This is a genomic window from Pseudochelatococcus lubricantis (assembly GCF_042432495.1).
Lineage (GTDB): Bacteria > Pseudomonadota > Alphaproteobacteria > Rhizobiales > Beijerinckiaceae > Pseudochelatococcus > Pseudochelatococcus lubricantis.
The window spans coordinates 55,281-73,938 of the sequence record NZ_JBHLXC010000012.1 but is presented as its reverse complement, the minus strand read 5'-3'; the positions used below and the strand labels follow the sequence as shown (position 1 = coordinate 73,938).

11 protein-coding genes are annotated in these 18,658 nt (G+C 68.0%); 9 read left to right on the top strand and 2 right to left on the bottom strand.

All coding sequences use genetic code 11. The features are described from left to right. Window positions 1-108 precede the first annotated feature (108 nt). The 7 genes from ACFFJ7_RS15895 (at window position 109) to ACFFJ7_RS15865 (ending at window position 12,550) form a co-directional block, all read left to right on the top strand. The gene (locus ACFFJ7_RS15895; RefSeq protein ID WP_377593588.1) at window positions 109-4,890 is read left to right on the top strand and encodes an ATP-dependent helicase; all 4,782 of its coding nucleotides are present in this window, start codon (window positions 109-111) and stop codon (window positions 4,888-4,890) included. 202 nt (window positions 4,891-5,092) lie between these two features. Continuing rightward, window positions 5,093-6,046 (top strand): Bug family tripartite tricarboxylate transporter substrate binding protein, encoded by a 954-nt coding sequence (locus ACFFJ7_RS15890; RefSeq protein ID WP_166955377.1) that lies wholly within the window; start codon window positions 5,093-5,095, stop codon window positions 6,044-6,046. Continuing rightward, complete coding sequence (locus ACFFJ7_RS15885) at window positions 6,036-6,563, top strand: tripartite tricarboxylate transporter TctB family protein (RefSeq protein WP_377593586.1); 528 nt, start codon at window positions 6,036-6,038, stop codon at window positions 6,561-6,563. The genes ACFFJ7_RS15890 and ACFFJ7_RS15885 overlap by 11 nt, the downstream gene beginning before the upstream one ends. Next, window positions 6,564-8,048 carry a tripartite tricarboxylate transporter permease gene (locus tag ACFFJ7_RS15880; RefSeq protein WP_166955375.1) on the top strand — a complete coding sequence of 495 codons (1,485 nt, stop codon included), beginning with the start codon at window positions 6,564-6,566 and terminating at the stop codon, window positions 8,046-8,048. Between the two features lie 212 nt (window positions 8,049-8,260). Next, entirely contained in the window at window positions 8,261-9,691 is a 1,431-nt protein-coding gene (locus ACFFJ7_RS15875; RefSeq protein ID WP_377593584.1) for a DUF1800 domain-containing protein, read from the top strand. 4 nt (window positions 9,692-9,695) lie between these two features. After that, window positions 9,696-10,952 (top strand): DUF1501 domain-containing protein, encoded by a 1,257-nt coding sequence (locus tag ACFFJ7_RS15870; RefSeq protein ID WP_377593582.1) that lies wholly within the window; start codon window positions 9,696-9,698, stop codon window positions 10,950-10,952. A 215-nt stretch (window positions 10,953-11,167) separates the two neighbouring features. Continuing rightward, window positions 11,168-12,550, top strand: coding sequence for a DHA2 family efflux MFS transporter permease subunit (locus tag ACFFJ7_RS15865; protein ID WP_377593580.1), 1,383 nt, complete (start codon window positions 11,168-11,170; stop codon window positions 12,548-12,550). A gap of 37 nt (window positions 12,551-12,587) precedes the next feature. Here the strand turns inward: ACFFJ7_RS15865 and dinB are convergent, their stop codons facing one another. Further along, the gene (gene dinB, locus ACFFJ7_RS15860) at window positions 12,588-13,703 is read right to left on the bottom strand and encodes a DNA polymerase IV (RefSeq protein ID WP_377593578.1); all 1,116 of its coding nucleotides are present in this window, start codon (window positions 13,701-13,703) and stop codon (window positions 12,588-12,590) included. Window positions 13,704-14,029: 326 nt separating this feature from the next. Here dinB and ACFFJ7_RS15855 point away from each other — a divergent pair, with 326 nt between their 5' ends. Further along, window positions 14,030-16,201, top strand: coding sequence for a malate synthase G (locus ACFFJ7_RS15855; protein WP_377593576.1), 2,172 nt, complete (start codon window positions 14,030-14,032; stop codon window positions 16,199-16,201). A gap of 62 nt (window positions 16,202-16,263) precedes the next feature. On the opposite strand, the gene ACFFJ7_RS15850 is transcribed toward ACFFJ7_RS15855, so the two are convergent. After that, window positions 16,264-17,127, bottom strand: a complete 864-nt coding sequence (locus ACFFJ7_RS15850; RefSeq protein ID WP_166955365.1) for a DMT family transporter — start codon at window positions 17,125-17,127, stop codon at window positions 16,264-16,266. 107 nt (window positions 17,128-17,234) lie between these two features. Here ACFFJ7_RS15850 and ACFFJ7_RS15845 point away from each other — a divergent pair, with 107 nt between their 5' ends. Continuing rightward, entirely contained in the window at window positions 17,235-18,638 is a 1,404-nt protein-coding gene (locus ACFFJ7_RS15845) for an aminotransferase-like domain-containing protein (protein WP_377593573.1), read from the top strand. The last annotated feature ends 20 nt before the right edge of the window (window positions 18,639-18,658 follow it).

The following is an 18,658-nucleotide window of genomic DNA, read 5'->3' as shown; positions in this document are numbered from 1 at the left end:
CGGCCGGAAATCGCTGTTTCGTCCGGAAATGTTATAGACCATATTTCGCCGGGATGTTGCGCGCGGCAGGGAGCCGGCGCGTCGCGTCTTCCGTGGAGGAGGTCGAACTTGGTTGACGATGCTGGCGCCGCGCCGTCTGTGCCGGTGAAACCCGTCACGGATCCGCTCGCGGGGTTCACCCCTGCCACGCGCGCATGGTTCGCCTCGGCGTTCGAGTCGCCGACAGCGGTTCAGCAGGCCGCGTGGGCGGCCATAGGCGCGGGCGAGTGCGCCCTGGTCATCGCGCCCACGGGTTCGGGCAAGACGCTGGCGGCCTTCCTGCATGCGATCGACCGGCTGTTCGACGAGCGGACGCGGGACGCCGCCGCGAGCGCGCAGCACCATGCACCGAAGACGCAGACGCGGGTGCTCTACATCTCGCCGATCAAGGCGCTGGGCGCCGACATCCAGCGTAACCTGCGCGTCCCGCTGCACGGGGTCGGCGCGCAGCGCAAGCGCCGGGGCGATCCGGAGGTCGAGGTGACGGTGGGCATGCGCACGGGCGATACGCCCGTCTCCGAACGCGCGAGCCTGGCGCGGCGGCCGCCGGACATCCTGATCACGACGCCGGAATCGCTCTACCTGATGCTGACGTCGAAAGCGCGCGAGACGTTGCGCGGCGTCCGCACGGTGATCGTCGACGAGGTCCACGCCGTTGCCGGCACCAAGCGCGGCTCGCATCTGGCGCTGAGTCTGGAGCGTCTGGACCTGCTGCTGCCGCAGCCTGCGCAACGGGTCGGCCTGTCGGCGACGGTGCGCCCGGTGGACCGGGTCGCCAGCTTCCTTGGCGGCGCGCGGCCGGTGACAGTGGTGAACCCGCCATCGGAGCGGCGGCTCGACGTGCGGATCGTGGTGCCGGTGGAGGATATGACGGACCTGCCGGCGCACGCCGGCAACCAGCCGGAAGCTGCCGACGGCCCGGCACAGGTCGGCTCGATCTGGCCGCACGTCGAGGCCAGCATTCTCGACCGGGTTCTCGCCGCTCGCTCGACCATCGTGTTCGCCAACTCCCGCGGCCTGGCGGAAAAACTGACGGCGCGGCTGAACGAGCTTTACGCGGAACGGTTCGCCGACGCGGCCGCCGGCGGGGGAGAGCAGGCCATGCAATACGTGTCGTCGTCCGGCGGCACCAGCGGGCGCACGGCCGGCGTGCCGGCCCTGATCGCGCGTTCGCATCATGGCTCGGTCTCCAAGGAACAGCGGGCCGATATCGAACGGGCGCTGAAGTCCGGCGAGCTACGCTGCGTCGTCGCCACCTCCAGCCTCGAACTGGGCATAGACATGGGGCTGGTGGAGCTGGTGATTCAGGTCGCCGCGCCGCCGTCGGTGGCGAGCGCGCTGCAACGGGTGGGCCGTGCCGGCCATCAGGTGGGCGGCACGTCGGCGGGGCTGATCTATCCGCGCACCCGCCGCGATCTGGTGGATGCTGCCGTCACGGTTGAAAGCATGCTGGCCGGGAACATCGAGGCGATCAGCCCGCCGCGCAATCCGCTTGACGTGCTCGCGCAGCAGACCGTCGCCGCGGTCGCCATGGACCCGGCCGGCGTCGACGACTGGTATGCGACTGTGCGGCGGGCGGAGCCGTTCCGCGAACTGCCGCGCAGCGTCTTTGACGCAACCCTTGACATGCTCGCGGGCAGGTATTCGTCCGACGAGTTCGCGGGGTTTCGCCCCCGGCTGGTCTGGGATCGGGAGAGCGGCGTGCTCACCGCCCGCCCGGGCGCGCAGCATCTGGCGGTGACGAGCGGTGGCACGATCCCCGACAGGGGTGCGTTCAGCGTCGTGCTGCCGGAGGGCGAGGAACAGGCAGGCTCCCGCCGCGTGGGCGAACTCGACGAGGAAATGGTCTACGAGTCGCGCGTGAACGATGTGATCACCCTCGGGGCGACGTCATGGCGCATCCTGCAGATCACCAACGATCAGGTCGTGGTCACGCCGGCGCCCGGCCGGTCGGCACGGCTGCCGTTCTGGCGCGGAGACGGACCGGGCCGTCCCGCCGAACTGGGCGAGACGATCGGCGCCTTCCTGCGCGATATCGACGCCGATGCCGCCAGCGAGGGCGCCGGGCCGAGCCCCCGGATCGAGGCGCGCCTGCATGGGGCCGGACTGGAGGGCAATGCGATCGCGAATCTGCTCGGCCTCGTCGGCGAGCAGCGCGATGCGACCGGCGCGCTGCCCACCGACCGCACGCTGGTGGTCGAACGCTGCCGGGACGAAGTCGGCGACTGGCGGCTGCTGCTGCACTCGCCCTACGGGCGGCGTGTGCATGCCCCTTGGGCGCTGGCGATTTCCGACCGCGTCCGTCAGCGGTTCGGCGTGGATGCGTCCGTGGTGGCGGGCGACGACGGGATCATCGCCCGCTTGCCGGATACCGACGGCCGGGTGCCCGGCGCGGAGCTGTTCACGTTCAACGCGGATGGCATGCAGCGGCTCGTCACCGACGCGGTGGGCACCTCGGCGCTCTTCGCGGCCCGGTTCCGGGAATGCGCGGCGCGCGCCCTGCTGCTGCCGCGCCGCAATCCGGGCCGCCGTTCGCCGCTGTGGCAGCAGCGGCTCCGCGCGGGCCAACTGCTCGACGTGGCGCGCGATCATCCCGATTTTCCGATTCTCGTCGAAACCGCGCGCGAATGCCTGCAGGACGTCTACGACCTGCCGGCCCTCGACGCCCTGATGCGGCGCCTCGCCGCCGGGGCGGTGCGTCTCGTCGAGGTCACCACCGAGACGCCGTCTCCCTTCGCGGCGAGCCTGCTGTTCGGCTATGTCGACGAATTCATGTACGAAGGCGACGCGCCGCTGGCCGAGCGGCGCGCGTCCCTGCTGTCTCTGGACAGCGGGCTGCTCGGCGATCTGCTCGGGCAGGTCGATCTGGGTGAGCTTCTCGACCCCACCGTCGTCGAACAGGTCGAGGCCGAGTTGCAGCGCATCGCCCCCGAGCGGCGCGTGGCCGGTGTCGAGGGCGTGGCCGATCTGCTGCGCGAACTCGGGCCGCTGTCCGCCGCCGAGGTCGTTGCCCGTATGGTGCCGGAAGGCGCGGGGGAGGAGCATCTGGCGGCGCTCGAAGCGGCGCGCCGGGCGATCCGCGTGCGCATCGGCGCGGAAGAGCGATGGGCGGCGGTCGAGGACGCCGCGCGGCTGCGCGATGCGCTCGGGGTGCGCCTGCCTGCCGGCATTCCCGCCGCGTTTCTGGAACCTGTCGCAGACCCGCTGCGCGACCTGATCGCCCGATATGCGCGCACGCACACACCGTTCACCACCGGGCAGGCGGCTGCCCGGTTCGGGCTTGGCGTCTCGGTCGCCGACGAGGCGCTGGACCGGCTGCGGGAGCAGGGCCGGGTGCTGCGCGGCAGCTTCGGCGCGGCGCGGCAGAGCGACGGCGCCGGGACGCAGCAAAGTCCGCTGGCGCGGCATGAATGGGTGTGGGAGGAGGTGTTCCGCCGCCTGCGCATCCGTTCCCTGCAGGCCGCCCGCGAGGCCACGCGCCCGGTGGGCCAGTCCGCCTACGTCCGCCAGCTTCTGGAGCGGCAGAACGTGTTCATCGAGGCCGCGGGCCATGCGGCGCCCGATGCCGGCATGCCGGCCGTGGCGGCCTTGCAGGGCAGCGACGGCGTCGCCCGTGTCGCGGAGCAGCTCGCCGGCCTGCCGCTGCCCGCGTCGCTGTGGGAGCGTCACATCCTGCCCGCCCGCGTGCGCGACTATTCGCCCGGCATGCTCGACGAACTTATCGCCACGGGAGAGGTGTTCTGGTCCGGCCACGGGCGGCTCGGCGACGAGGACGGGCTGGTCGCCCTGCACCTGCGCGAGCTGGCCGCCGAAACCTTGCCGGCCGGCCCCGATCCCGATACGGCGGCGCGCCTGACGCCGCTGCAACGGGCGATCCTCACAGTGCTCGCCGATGGCGGCGCCTACTTCGTCCGCCAGATCGCCGATCTGGCCCGGGCGCGCCTCGCCAGCGCAGGGGGCGCGGGAGAGATGACGGCCTCCGATCTGCACGGCGCATTATGGGGGCTGGTGTGGGCCGGCTGCGTCACCACCGATACCTGGTCTACGATGCGCGCGCTCACCGGCTTCCACGCATCGCACCGCTCCCGCAGAACCCGCACCGTGCACCGGCGCGGCGGATTCCACACCTCCATTCTCGCCGGGGCAGTCGATGGGGCTGGCGTCGCGACCCTCAGCGACCCCACGCTGGCCGGCCGGTGGTCGCTGCTGCATCGCGAGCCGATCAGCGACACGGCGCGCGCTCTCGCTCTCGTCGAGGGGCTTCTCGACCGGTATGGCGTCGTCACCCGTGGCGCAGCGGTTTCAGAGGAGGTTCCCGGCGGATTTCCCGCGCTGCAGCGCGTGTTCCGCAGCATGGAAGATGCCGGGCGGGTGTTGCGCGGGCGTTTTGTCGAGGGGCTCGGCGCGGCCCAGTTCGCCGATCACGCCACCATCGACCGGCTCCGTGAACTGGCCGAGGCGTGTCCTGCCGCTTCGCCCGCCGTCGCGCTGTCCGCCGCCGATCCGGCCAACCCTTTCGGCGCGACGCTGCCGTGGCCGGCCCATGCCTCCGGCATGCGGCCCACCCGGCGTGCCGGCGGGCTCGTCGTCATCCGCGACGGGCGCCTCGTGCTCTGGCTCGCGCCGGGCGGGCGCCATCTCCTTACCTACGCCGATGTCGGCGATCCGGCGACGCCCGATACGCTTGTCGCCACAGGCGCGGCTCTTGCGGCCACGCTCAAGCGTGCGAGAACCGCGAGCTTCACGATCGAGACTGTGGACGATCAGCCCGTCTCCGCCGCGCCCGTTGCGCTCGTCCTGCGGGCCGTCGGGTTTTCGCGACTGCCGAAAGGCCTGTGCTGGTACGGATAAGCCCGCGCGGCCACGAACCTGGATTCGTTGCAATGTAGCAGCGCCTTGCGTCGTTGACTTTCCTCAATAGGCGTGAACGTAATTTGCCATCGAGTCTGCGACGTGAGCGTCGTGCAGATTCATCATGCGCCGTACGCTGCGGTCGTTGAACCGGGACCGATATCCGGAAATCCGCAGGGCGAGGCGCGGGAGGAGACGTGACATGAGATTGAAGTCGTTTCTGTTGCCGCTGGCGATTATGGCCGCCGCTTTCATTTCAAGCGCGCAGGCACAGGTGAATGTCATGCTGCCGGCCAACCCCGGCGGCGGCTGGGACGCCACCGGCCGGCAGGCCTTTCAGGCGTTGAATGCCGCCGGTCTTTACAAGGGCGGCGTCAACTTCACCAACAAGGGTGGGGCCGGGGGCACGATCGGCCTTGCGGAATTTCAGCGGCAGCAGGCCGGCAAACCCGATGCCCTCGCCGTTTTCGGTGCGATCACGGTGGGCTCGATCGTGCTGAACAACTCGCCGATCGACCTTGCCAAGTTCCGGCCCGTTGCCCGCCTGACGGCTGAATATCTCGTCATCGCGGTGGCCCAGAACTCGCCCCACAAGACCCTTCAGGATCTGGTGGCGGCACTGAAGAGCAACCCGGGCGGAACGGCGGTCGGCGGCGGCTCCGCCGGCGGCGTCGACCACATCGCGCTTGCGTTGCTGGCGCAGAGCGCCGGCGTGCCTGTTGCCGAGCTGAACTACATTCCGCAGACGAGCGGCGCCGAGACGGTCACGGGCATCGTCAACGGCACGCTGACGGCGGGCTTCTCCGGCATCTCCGAATTCGCCCAGTTCGCCGAGCAGGGGCGCGTCCGCATCCTCGCCATCACCTCCGCCGAGCGCGTGAAGGGGCTGGAAGTGCCCACTTTCAAGGAAGCGGGCTTCGATGTCGAGATCGCCAACTGGCGCGGCATTCTCGGCGCGCCGGGCATGCCGGAGGACAACTATGCCGCGTGGGTGGACCGCTTCACCAAGCTGAGCGAGACTCCCGCCTGGAAGGGCGTGCTCGAAAAGCAGGGGTGGGACGCTTTCTTCCTGCCGGGCCAGCAGTTCGGCACCTTCATTGCCGCCGAAAGTGAGCGGATCGGCAAGATCCTGAAGGAAGCCGGCCTTGCCCAGTGAAGAATTGTCCCGCGAGGGAGAAGCGGCACGGGCGCGGGAGACACCCTCCGCGCGCCCGTGGTGGCTTGGTGCCGCCGTCATCGCACTTGGCCTCGTGTGCCTTTACGGCGGATATCAGCTTCCGCAAGGCGCCCGTCACGCGGGCATCGGGCCTGGGCTGTTCGTCACCGCCGTCGGCGCGGCGCTCGTGATACTAGGACTGCTGCTCACGGTGCAGATCGCGCGCGGCGAAACTTTCGAGGCCCAGGATGCGGAGGACGCTTCCGGGTCGGAGAAGGCCGATCCGGCCGCGTTCGTAACCGCGCTGGCCGCCGCATGCGTGCCGGCGCTCACCATCGAAACGCTCGGCCTGCCGCTGACGGCGATGCTGTCGTTCGCTCTGGTGGCGCGCTCCTTCGGCTCGCGCCGGATCGGGCTCGATCTCGTGTCGGGGGCCGTGCTCGGCACGCTGGCGTGGCTCCTCTTCAGCCGGCTGGGGCTGCAACTGGGCGATTTCCTGCCCGTCGCGGGGATCTGAATGGACACGTTCTCTCTGTTGCTGAGCGGGTTCGGGGTCGCCCTGCAACCCGCCAACCTGCTGTGGGCGCTGTTCGGCTCCGCCCTCGGCACCGCAATCGGAATCCTGCCGGGGATCGGGCCGGCGCTCACCATCGCCCTGCTGCTGCCCGTCACGATCTCGCTGGCGCCGACATCGGCGTTCATCATGTTCGCCGGCGTGCTTTACGGCGCCATGTATGGCGGTTCGACCACGTCGATCCTCATCAATACGCCCGGCGAGGCCGGCTCCATGATGACGGCGCTCGAAGGGAACAAGATGGCGCGGGCGGGCCGTGGCGCTGCCGCGCTCGCTACCGCTGCCATCGGTTCGTTCGTGGCGGGCACGATCGCCACCATCGTGCTGACCTTCGCCGCGCCGGCGGTGGCGGAGCTTGCGTTCTACTTCCGCCCTTCCGACTATTTCGCCCTCACCGTTCTGGCGTTCACCTCGGTCGCGGTGGTGATGGGGGCCTCGCGAGTGCGCGGCTTCATCTCGCTGTTCATCGGGCTGGCGCTGGGGCTCGTGGGGATCGATGCCATGAGCGGCCAGCCGCGCCTGACGTTCGGCGTGGAGGAGCTGCTCAACGGCATCGAACTCACCGTGGTGCTCGTCTCGCTGTTTGCCGTTGGCGAAATTCTGTACGTCTCCAGCCGCTATCGCGGCACGTCGGAAAGCACCCTGCCCATCAAAGGGCAGATATGGATGACGAAGGAGGACTGGAAGAGATCGTGGAAGCCCTGGCTGCGCGGTACTTTGATCGGCTTTCCCATGGGGGCGTTGCCGGGCAGCGGTTCCGAGATCCCGACCATGCTGTCCTACACGCTGGAACGGAAACTGGCGCGCCACAAGGAGTTCGGCCGCGGCGCCATCGAGGGTGTCGCCGGGCCCGAGGCCGCGAACAACGCAGCGGCAGCCGGAATCCTGATTCCGCTGCTGACGCTGGGCCTGCCCACGTCGGCTACCGCGGCCGTGCTGCTGGCGGCCTTCCAGAACTATGGCCTGCAGCCGGGGCCGTTCCTGTTCACGTCCAATCCGGAACTCGTCTGGGGCCTGATCGCGTCGCTCTACGTCGGCAACGTCATGCTGCTGGTGCTGAACCTGCCGCTTGTCGGCATCTGGGTGAAGCTGCTCGCCATTCCCCGGCCGCAGCTTTACGCCGGCATTCTCGTGTTCGCCACCATCGGCATCTGGGGTGTGTCGGGATCGGTGATCGATCTCGTGTGCATGGTGATCGTCGGGTTGATGGGCTATGTCATGCGCGTCTACGATTTTCCCATAGCGCCCGTGCTGATCGGGCTGATCCTGGGGCCCATGGCCGAGGTGCAGTTGCGCACGGCGCTGGCGGCGGGGCAGGGCAACCCGGTCGTGCTGGTTTCCACGCCGCTGTCCGCAACATTGCTCTGCATCGCGGTGCTGGTGTTCTTCGTGCCGATCCTGATCAAACGCCTGCGGGCCAACGCTTGACGGACGGGCCGGGGGCGTTCCCCGGCCTTTTCTCTAGAATCTGTCCTGTTTACGTTGAAACAGGATAGATTCTCGCTTCCTTATTTCGAGCGAATTCTGGTCGAAACGCGCTCCAGCGCGCGCATGCCGGAACCAGCGATCGGCGGCCGTCCGCTTTTGGCCATACTTTTCCGTTTTACTGTAGGCCCTGTCGATATCGCTGGAGATGACGCATGGCGAGTCGATCGCAACGGCACGCGAATGCCGTTGGGCTGCAACGTTTTGGCCTCGGCGTGAAAATCGGGCAGGCGGAAGCCTTGCTCGACGGCGCCCGAGACCTGATCCTGAACGAAATCCGTGCCGATTCCATAGCCCGCCCGGCGGGCATCGCCTATGTCGGTACGGCGGACATCAGCACGGCGTTTTATGCCTTCGCGGATGCGGAAAAGAAAGCCCGCGAGGCGCCGCGTGTGGCACAGGCCAACGTGCCGGCGGCGCCCGGCGCCGGAGCGGACGGCGGCGCGGCGGCGCCCAGACCGCCCGCCGAGCCGCCGCTGCCCGCGCGTATCTATCGCGACGAGGTGATGGCGCGCACCCGACTCGCGCTCGAAGCGCCCGCCGGCTTTGGCGAGCGGCTGGTGCAGTTCTGGTCCAACCATTTCTGCGTCGCCGTCAACAAGAACACCACGACGCGGATCATGGCCGGCGCTTTCGAGCGCGAGGCGATCAGGCCGCATATCTTCGGCCATTTCGCGGATATGCTGCTCGCCGCCGAAAGCCACCCGGCGATGCTCGAATACCTCGACAACCAGCTGTCGACCGGCCCCAACTCACCGGCCGGCAACCGGCGCGGGCGAGGGCTCAACGAGAACCTCGGGCGCGAGATTCTCGAACTGCACACTCTAGGCGTCGGCGGCGGCTATACGCAGGCCGATGTCACCAGCCTGGCGCGGATCATCACGGGCTGGATGGTGGCGCCCAGAAATGGTGCGCTGGGCACGCCCGGCGTCTTCGCCTTCAATCCGCGGATACACGAGCCCGGCGCGCAACAACTGCTCGGCAAGCTTTACGACCAGCCCGACAAGGCCCAGGGGGTGGCGGCGCTCGCCGATCTCGCGCGGCATCCGGCAACGGCGCGGTTCGTGGCGACCAAGCTCGTCCGGCACTTCGTCGCGGACGAGCCGCCCGCCGCACTCGTCGACGACATCGCGGCGGCGTTCCGGCGCAGCGAGGGCGATCTCGCCGTGGTTTCGCGTGCGCTGGTGGAGAGCGATGCGGTGTGGAGTGCGGAACCGGCCAAGATCCGCTCGCCGCAGGAGTTTCTGATCGCCGCTTTCCGCGCTCTCGGGCGCGAGCCCGACGCCGGTCAGGTCCTCGGCACGCTCGGCGTGATGGGCCAGCCCGTCTGGCAGCCCCCGGGGCCGAACGGCTATCCCGACACCAACGCCGCGTGGGCGTCGCCACAGGGACTGAAGACGCGCATCGACGTGGCGGCAAGGCTGGGGCAGCAGGCGGCGGGCGGCATCGCCGATCCGCGGCAGTTGAGCGAGGAAATACTGGGGCCGCTGCTGACGCCCGAAACGCGGCAGGCTGTCGCGCGCGCCGAAAGCAAACCGCAGGCGCTGGCGCTGCTGCTGATGTCGCCTGAATTCCAACGGAGATGAACCGATGGCCCATCATGATGATCGCGATGACGATTGCGAACGGATGACGCCCTCGCGCCGCGCCGTGCTGGGCGCGGCCGGAGCGCTCTTCGCCTGGTCCTTCATGCCGAAATTCGCCTATGCCTCGGCCGGCAGCCGCGATGCACGCTTCCTGCTGGTGATCCTGCGTGGCGCGCTCGACGGGCTCTCCGCCGTGCCGCCGATCGGCGATCCCGCTTACGCCGGGCTGCGGGAAGGCATCGCCCTCGCCAAGGACGGCGCCGAGGCGGCGCTCCCGCTCGACGGCTTCTTCTATCTGCATCCCGCCATGCCGAATCTGGCGAGGCTTTATGCCGCCGGCGACGCGCTGATCGTCCACGCGGCCGCGACCGGCTATCGCGAGCGCTCGCATTTCGACGGGCAGGATGTGCTCGAAAGCGGGCAGAACGGCCCGGGGCGGACGGAAAGCGGCTGGCTGAACCGCATGATCGCCAGCCTGCCGGCGGGCGATGCCGTGTCCCGCGCCGGCGTGCTGGGCGTCGGCGTGGTGCCGCCGCTCGTCGTGCGCGGCGCCGCGCCGGTGCTGGGATGGGCGCCGCCGCGCATGGCGCGGGCGGGAGACGACCTGCTTGCGCGCCTCGGAGACCTCTACGGCCAGCGCGATCCGGCGCTTGCGCGGGTGCTCGCAGAAGCGCTCGAAACGGAGCGCATCGCGAGCCGGCGCGGCATGCAGGGCGACAAGAAGGGCGGCGGCGGTCCGGACACGGCGGACGGGATGCGGCGCATCGCCGAAGGCGCTGCCGGACTGGTCGGCGCAGACGACGGGCCGCGCATCGCGGCGCTGGCTTTCGAGGGCTGGGATACACATGCCAACGAAGGCGGCGCGAAGGGGCGGCTCGCCAACCTGCTCGGCGGCCTCGACGGCGCGCTCGCGGTTCTGGAACGGGGACTGGCGCCGGTGTGGAAGGACAGCGTGGTGATGGTGGCGACGGAGTTCGGCCGCACCGCGCAGGTCAACGGCACGGTCGGCACGGATCATGGCACGGGCACGGTCGCCTTCCTCGTGGGCGGAGCCGTGCGGGGCGGCAGGATGCTCGCCGACTGGCCGGGCCTGAGGCCGGAGCAACTCTACGAAAAGCGCGACCTGAAACCGACGACCGACATCAGGGCAGTTGCCAAGGGCGTGGTCGCCGATCTGTTCGGCCTGTCCGGGCCGGTACTGGCGGAAAAGGTATTCCCCGGCACGGCGGACTTGCGCCCGGTCCAGGGGCTGGTGACTTAGAGTTTTTCTCGTTTTATGGCAGTTTGCGTTCAACTCGATGGATCGACTTGAATGCAAACTGTTATGGGGTGCGCAGACAGTGGCGCGACCGGAACCGCCTGAGCCTGCCCGCCGTGCACGCTGGCGCGGGAGAGGAAAATCGACTAACTATCCCGGTGGACCGTTTGTCGCAGGCAGGCCGGGTGAGATCGGTGGGCAACGTAAAAAGTCAGGATTTGCAGTTACATAAGGCTGTTCCGCTGATCGTTGCCTCGTCGCTCATCATGCAGCAGATCGATTCCACGGCGATAGCGACGGCCTTGCCCTCCATGGCGCAGGATCTGGGCGTCCCTGCGCTGAGCCTGCATTCGGCCATCACGACGTATCTGCTGTCGCTCAGCGTTTTCCTGCCCCTGAGCGGCTGGGTAGCGGACCGTTTTGGCGCGCGGCGGGTTTTCTGCGCCGCGATTGCCGTGTTCACGCTCGCGTCGCTCGCCTGCGCGGCGTCTGTCAGCCTGACGATGCTCGTTCTGGCGCGCTTCATACAGGGGGCGGGCGCGGCGATGATGCTGCCAACCGCGCGCCTCATCCTCGTCCGCTCCGTGCCGCGTTCGGACCTCGTCTCCGCGATGGTGCTGATGAGCATGCCGGCGGTGGCCGGGCCGGTCATCGGCCCGCTGTTCGGCGGCTTCATCACGCATATCAGCTCATGGCACTGGATTTTCTGGATCAATCTGCCCTTCGGCGTGCTGGCGATCATCCTGACGCTCCTGCTGATCGGACCGATTCCGCCGGAGGCGCGGACGTCTTTCGACTTCGTCGGGTTCGTGCTGTTGGGGGTCGGTGTCGGCGCGGTCATCTTCAGCCTCGATTCCCTGGCGCGTGAAATCAGTGCGCGGCAACTCCTGCCCGCATCCGCCGGGCTCGTTTGCCTGGCGCTGTACGTCCGGCATGCCCGACGCCGGCCGGATCCGATTCTCGATATCGACCTCTTCCGCTATCCGACATTCCGTTCGAGCCTGCTTGGCGGCTCGCTGTTCCGCATCGGTTTCGGCGCGGTGCCCTTCATGCTGCCCCTGCTGATGCAGGAGATATTCGGGTACACGCCGCTGGAGTCGGGCGCCATCACGTTCGTCTCCGCGATAGGGGCGTTCGGCATGCGCGCGATGACGCGCAATGTCCTGCGTCGCTTCGGCTTCCGTTCCGTGCTGTTGTGGAACGCGCTGCTTGCCAGTTTCTGCACGGGCCTTTTCGCCACCTTCGCGAACGACACGGCTCCGCTGGCGATGATGCTGGTGATCTTCCTTGGCGGCGTGTTCCGCGCACTGCAGTTCACCAGCATCAATACGCTGGCCTTCGCCGAGGTGCCGGATGCGAAGATGAGCCACGCGACCTCGCTCTCGCAAATGGCGCAACGCATATCGCAGGGCACCGGTGTCGCGGCCGCCGCCGCGTTGCTCCATTTCAACTCCGGCGGTGCGGGGCAGTTGACCGCCACGGCGTTCGCCACGTCCTTCGTCATCATCGCCCTTGTTTCGGCGGCGTCATGCATATCGTTCTTCTTTCTGCCGAAAACGGCGGGCGACGGGCTTGCCGGGCGGGAAGGGGAGGCGGACTGAACTGACGCCCGTTTGACGGTGCTCACGCCGGAAACGTTCAGAAGATCGGCAGGGCCAACTGGCGCGGTGCCTCCGGTGCCTCGTGTACGTCCCCGAGCGACGACAGCGTGACGCCGAGCAGGCGGATGCCCTTGGGTGTGGGAAACAGCGGGGCGAGCAGGCTGTCGACCGTCTGCGAGATGGTGACCTGCGTATCGACGGCGGCGGGCAGCGTGTGGCTGCGGGTGATCTGCTGGAAATCGGCGTATTTCACCTTGAGGGTAATGGTGCGGCCGCGGATGTTATTGGCCTCGCAATGGCGCCAGAGCTTCTCGATCAGCGGCCGCAGCGCGTCGCGCGCCTCGCCGGGCGTGAACAGGTCGGTGTCGAAGGTATCTTCGTTGCCGATGGACTTGCGGATGCGGTTCGGCTGGACGGGGCGGCGGTCGATGCCGCGGGAAATCCAGTAGTAGAACGTGCCGGCCTTGCCGAAGTGCTCCTGCAGGAACGGCAGGGTGCGGGTGCGCAGGTCGAGGCCGGTGGCGATGCCAAGCCGGTTCATCTTCGCCGCCGTCGCGGGGCCGATGCCGTGGAAGCGGCCGACCGGCAGCGCCTCGACGAAGGCCGCGCCCATGCGCGGGGTGATGACGAACAGGCCGTCCGGCTTGTTCTGGTCTGAGGCCAGCTTGGCCAGAAACTTGTTGTAGGATACCCCGGCGGACGCGGTGAGCGCGGTTTCTGCCTTGATTTCGGCACGGATGCGCTGCGCGACTTCGGTGGCACTCGCAATGCCGCGCAGGTTCTCGGTGACGTCGAGATAGGCCTCGTCCAGCGACAGCGGCTCGATCAGTGGTGTATATCCGGCGAATATCCGGCGGATCTGGAGCGAGATGGCGCGATAGGTGTCGAAGCGGGGCGGGACGAAGATGAGGTCCGGGCACTTGCGCCTGGCGGTGATGGAAGGCATGGCGGAGCGCACGCCGAACCGGCGCGCCTCATAGCTCGCCGCCGCGACGACGCCGCGTTCGCGGGAGCCGCCGACCGCGACTGGCCTGCCGCGCAAGTCGGGATTGTCGCGCTGCTCGACCGACGCATAGAACGCATCCATGTCGATATGGACGATGCGCCGCAGCACGTCCGGGGCTTCGCAGCTGTCGGCGTCGTTGCCGGTCATCGTCCCATCCGGGTCACGCTTTCCCGTTCCGGTGAACATCGCGTGAGGACCATAGCAGGAACGGCGCTGCATTTCACGATTCGTATCGCGAATGACAGGCCGTCACCGGCTGTTCGTCCGCCGGATTTGATGGTAGACGGGTGACCGGCCCACGAGGCGCGCGGAGTTTCTTACCGCATGTCGCGCCCGGCCGATGCACTGTTTCGCCGTTTGATTTTGTTCCTATTGTTTCGCGCCAGGCACAAGTCATTTCACATTTGTGCCAGTTGCTATTCATCCCGGCGCGGGGGAGATATCTTTCCAGGCATAAGAATCCGGAGGCAAGGATGGCTAGGATAGATCGTTACGGTTTGGCGATAGACGAGAAGCTCCACGACTTTCTGGTGAAGGAGGCACTTCCCGGCACCGGCGTCGATGCGGATCGCTTCTTCTCCGGCTTCTCGCAGATCGTTCACGATCTCGCACCGAAGAACCGCGAACTGCTTGCCAGGCGCGATGCCCTTCAGGCGCAGATCGACGACTGGTATCGCAAGAACGGCGCGCCCACCGATCAGGACGCCTACGAGGCTTTCCTGCGCGAGATCGGTTACCTGCTGCCGGAAGGGCCGGACTTCGCGGTTTCGACCGGCAACGTCGATCCCGAGATCGCCGAGATCGCGGGGCCGCAGCTCGTCGTCCCGGTCATGAACGCCCGCTATGCGCTCAACGCCGCCAACGCCCGCTGGGGTTCGCTCTACGATGCGCTCTATGGCACCGACGCCATTCCGGAGACGGACGGCGCGGAAAAGGGCGCGGGCTATAATCCCGTGCGCGGCGCGAAGGTCATTGCCTGGGTGCGCGATTTCCTCGATCAGTCGGTGCCGCTCGCCGGCGCGAGCTGGACCGCGGCCGCCTCGTTCTCCGTGGCCGGCGGCAAGCTGGCCGTCGCGCTGCAGGACGGGCGCACCGTGGACCTCGCCGAGCCCGCGCAGTTCGCCGGCTATCTCGGTGAAGCCTCGTCGCCGACCCGTCTGCTTCTCGCCAGGCACGGCCTGCATATCGAAATCCTGATCGACGCCACGACGCTCATCGGCAAGGACGACCCGGCGAAGATTTCCGATGTCTGGCTGGAATCGGCTATCACCACGATCATGGACTGCGAGGATTCCGTCGCGGCTGTCGACGCCGAGGACAAGGTCGTCGTTTACGGCAACTGGCTGGGCCTGATGAAGGGCGACCTTTCGGAAGAGGTCGCCAAGGGCGGCAAGACGTTCACCCGCCGCCTCAATCCGGATACGGAATACAACGCGCCGGACGGCTCCGGCTTCATGCTGAAGCGCCGTTCGCTCATGCTGGTGCGCAACGTCGGCCACCTGATGACCAACCCGGCCGTGCTGGACCAGGATGGCCGTGAAGTGCCGGAAGGTATCCTCGATGCGCTGGTGACGGGGCTCATCGCCATCCACGATGTCGGGCCGCAAGGTCGCCGCCAGAACTCGCGCGCCGGCTCCATGTACGTGGTGAAGCCGAAGATGCACGGGCCGGAGGAGGTCGCCTTCGCATCCGAAATCTTCGCGCGCGTGGAAGACGTGCTCGGCCTGCCCGCCAACACGCTCAAGATGGGCATCATGGACGAGGAACGCCGCACGACCATCAACCTCAAGGCCTGCATCCGCGAGGCGCGCGAGCGCGTGGTGTTCATCAACACCGGCTTCCTCGACCGCACCGGCGACGAGATCCATACGTCTATGGAGGCCGGTCCCATGATCCGCAAGGGCGACATGAAGCAGGCGACGTGGATCGCGGCCTACGAGAACGCGAATGTCGACGTCGGGCTGGCGTGCGGCCTCTCCGGCCATGCGCAGATCGGCAAGGGCATGTGGGCCATGCCCGACCTGATGGCCGCGATGCTGGAGCAGAAGATCGCCCATCCCAAGGCCGGCGCCAACACCGCCTGGGTGCCGTCGCCCACCGCGGCTACTCTGCACGCGACGCATTACCACAAGGTCGATGTGGCGGCCGTTCAGGAAAGCCTCAAGAGCCGCCCGCGCGCCAAGCTTTCCGATATCCTGTCCGTGCCGGTCGTGCCGCGTCCGAACTGGACGGCGGAGGAAATCCAGCGCGAGCTGGACAACAACGCCCAGGGCATTCTCGGCTACGTCGTCCGCTGGGTGGACCAGGGCATCGGCTGCTCCAAGGTGCCGGACATCAACAACGTCGGCCTGATGGAAGACCGGGCGACGCTGCGCATTTCCGCCCAGCACATCGCGAACTGGCTGTATCACGATGTCGTCAGCGAGGAGCAGGTGCTTGAGACCTTCCGGCGCATGGCGATCGTCGTCGACGGTCAGAACGCCGACGATCCGTTCTACACGCCGATGGCGAAGGACTATGACGACTCGATCGCCTTCCAGGCCGCGCTCGATCTGGTGCTGACGGGCCGCGTGCAGCCGAACGGCTACACCGAGCCGGTGCTCCACCGCCGCCGGCTGGAGCTGAAGGCGCGGCGGGCCGGATAAGGGCCTGCCTTTCGATTGACCTTTCACCCCGGAAACGGACACCGTTTCCGGGGTGATGTTTCTTATGCGGAGAATTTCCGCGCACCGGCGACGCACACCACCACGCCGAGCGTCACGGCCAGCATCGCTCCGCTCACGGTCTCGTGCAGCAACATGGCCGCGAGGCCGAGGCCGAGGAACGGCTGGAGCAGCTGGAGCTGCCCGACGGCGGCGATCCCGCCCAGCGCCAGCCCGCGATACCAGAAGACGAAGCCGATCAGCATGCTGAACAGCGAGACGTAGGCCAGCCCCGTCCACGCGGGCGCGCCCACCTGCGCGAACGACCCCGGCATGGTGAGAACGGCGAGCGGCAGCATGACCGGCAGCGACAGCACGAGCGCCCAGGAAATCACCTGCCAGCCGCCAAGCCTGCGTGACAGGCGCCCGCCCTCCGCATAGCCGAGCCCGCACATCACGATGGCGGCGAGCATCAGCAGATCGCCGGCGGAAACCGCGCCCGTTCCCCGCGCCATGGCATAGCCGGCGACAAGTGCGCTGCCGGCGAGCGAAAACAGCCAGAAGGCCGGGCGCGGGCGCTCGCCGCCCCGCAGCACGCCGAAGATCGCGGTGGACAGCGGCAGCAGGCCGATGAAAACCACCGAATGGGCGGAGGACATATGCTGCAGGGCGAGCGCCGTCAGTAGCGGAAAGCCCACGACCACGCCGAGCGCGATGACCGCGAGTGGCAGCAGGTCCCGCCGCTCCGGGCTTTTCTGCCGGAAGACGAAAAGCAGCCCGAGCCCCAGCATGCCGGCAATGGCGGCCCGCGCCACGGTGAGGAAGACCGGGTCGAAACCCGTCACCGCCGCGCGCGTTGCCGGCAGCGAGCCGGAGAAAATCGCCATCCCGATAAATCCGCTTATCCAGCCGCTGGCCGTCCTGTCCATCGTATGCTCCGTTCGTTTCCCGCGCCAGAAAAGCACGACGGCATCGACTTGCCAGAGACAGTTCAATACAATCACACCGAACTGTTATGGTCAGGAGGGCATTACAGATGGACGAGCAACCGGAGGAGTCACGCACGGGAACGCGCATTGAGGCCGTCATGGCGGTAATCCGCTCGCGGATCGCCGCGCGCTCCCTGCTGACGGGGGCGCGGTTGCCGTCCGTGCGGCTGCAGGCGCGGGCCATGAAGGTTTCCGTCTCGACCGTGGTCGAGGCCTATGAGCGGCTGGTGGCGGAGGGCATCATCCGCTCGCAGCCGGGCTCCGGTTTCTACGTCTCGGGTCCGCTCGCGCCATTCTCGCTGGCGGAAATCGAGCCGAAGCTCGACCGGGAGGTCGACCCGCTGTGGATATCGCGCCAGTCGCTGGAGGCGGACGACGGCGTGCTCAAGCCCGGATGCGGCTGGCTGCCCGCCTCATGGATGCACGAGGCCGGGATGCGCCGGGCGTTGCGTGCGCTGGCGCGGGCCGGCAACGGGGAACTCGCGGACTATGCGACACCGCTCGGCCTGCCGGCGCTGCGCGGGGTCCTCGCGCGGCGCATGGCGGCCAGCGGCATAGAGGCCGCGCCGCAGCAGATCATGCTCACCGAATCCGGCACGCAGGCCATCGACCTGATCTGCCGCTTCCTGCTGGAGCCGGGCGATGCTGTGATCGTGGACGACCCCTGTTACTTCAACTTCCACGCCTTGCTCAAGGCGCACCGCGCGAAGGCCGTGGGTGTGCCCTACACGCCGAACGGGCCGGACATCGAGGCATTCACCGAGGCCGTTCAGGCGCATGCGCCCCGCCTCTACATCACCAATTCGGCGATCCACAACCCGACCGGCGCGGTTCTTTCGCCGGTGACGGCCCACAGGCTGCTGAAGCTCGCCGAGCGCTCGAACCTCGTGATCGTCGAAGACGACATCTTCGCCGATTTCGAGCTGACGCCGGCGCCGCGACTGGCCGCCTTCGACGGGCTCGCGCGCGTCGTCCATATCGGCAGCTTCTCCAAGACGCTTTCGGCGTCGGTGCGCTGCGGCTATATCGCGGCGCGGCCTGAGTGGATCGAAAGCCTTGCGGACATCAAGATCGCGACCAGTTTCGGGGGAGGGCGGCTGGCGGCCGGCATCCTGCTCGCGGCGCTGACGGACGGAGGCTACCGCAAGCACCTGGAAACGGTGCGCGCGCGGCTGGCGGGCGCGATGGAAACGACGGTTGCCCGCCTCGGCGCCATCGGCATCACGCCGTGGATCGTGCCGAAGGCGGGCATGTTCCTCTGGTGTCGGCTGCCGGACGGTATCGATGCCGCAGCAATCGCGCGCACCTGCCTCAAGGAGGGCGTGGTGCTCGCCCCTGGCAATGCTTTCAGCCAGTCGCGGACGGCGAGCGGTTTTCTGCGCTTCAACGTCGCGCAGTCCACGGACGCGCGCTTGTTCGACGTTCTGGCGCGTGCGCTCGCCGTGTCATAAAAAGTATGACGTTATCATAT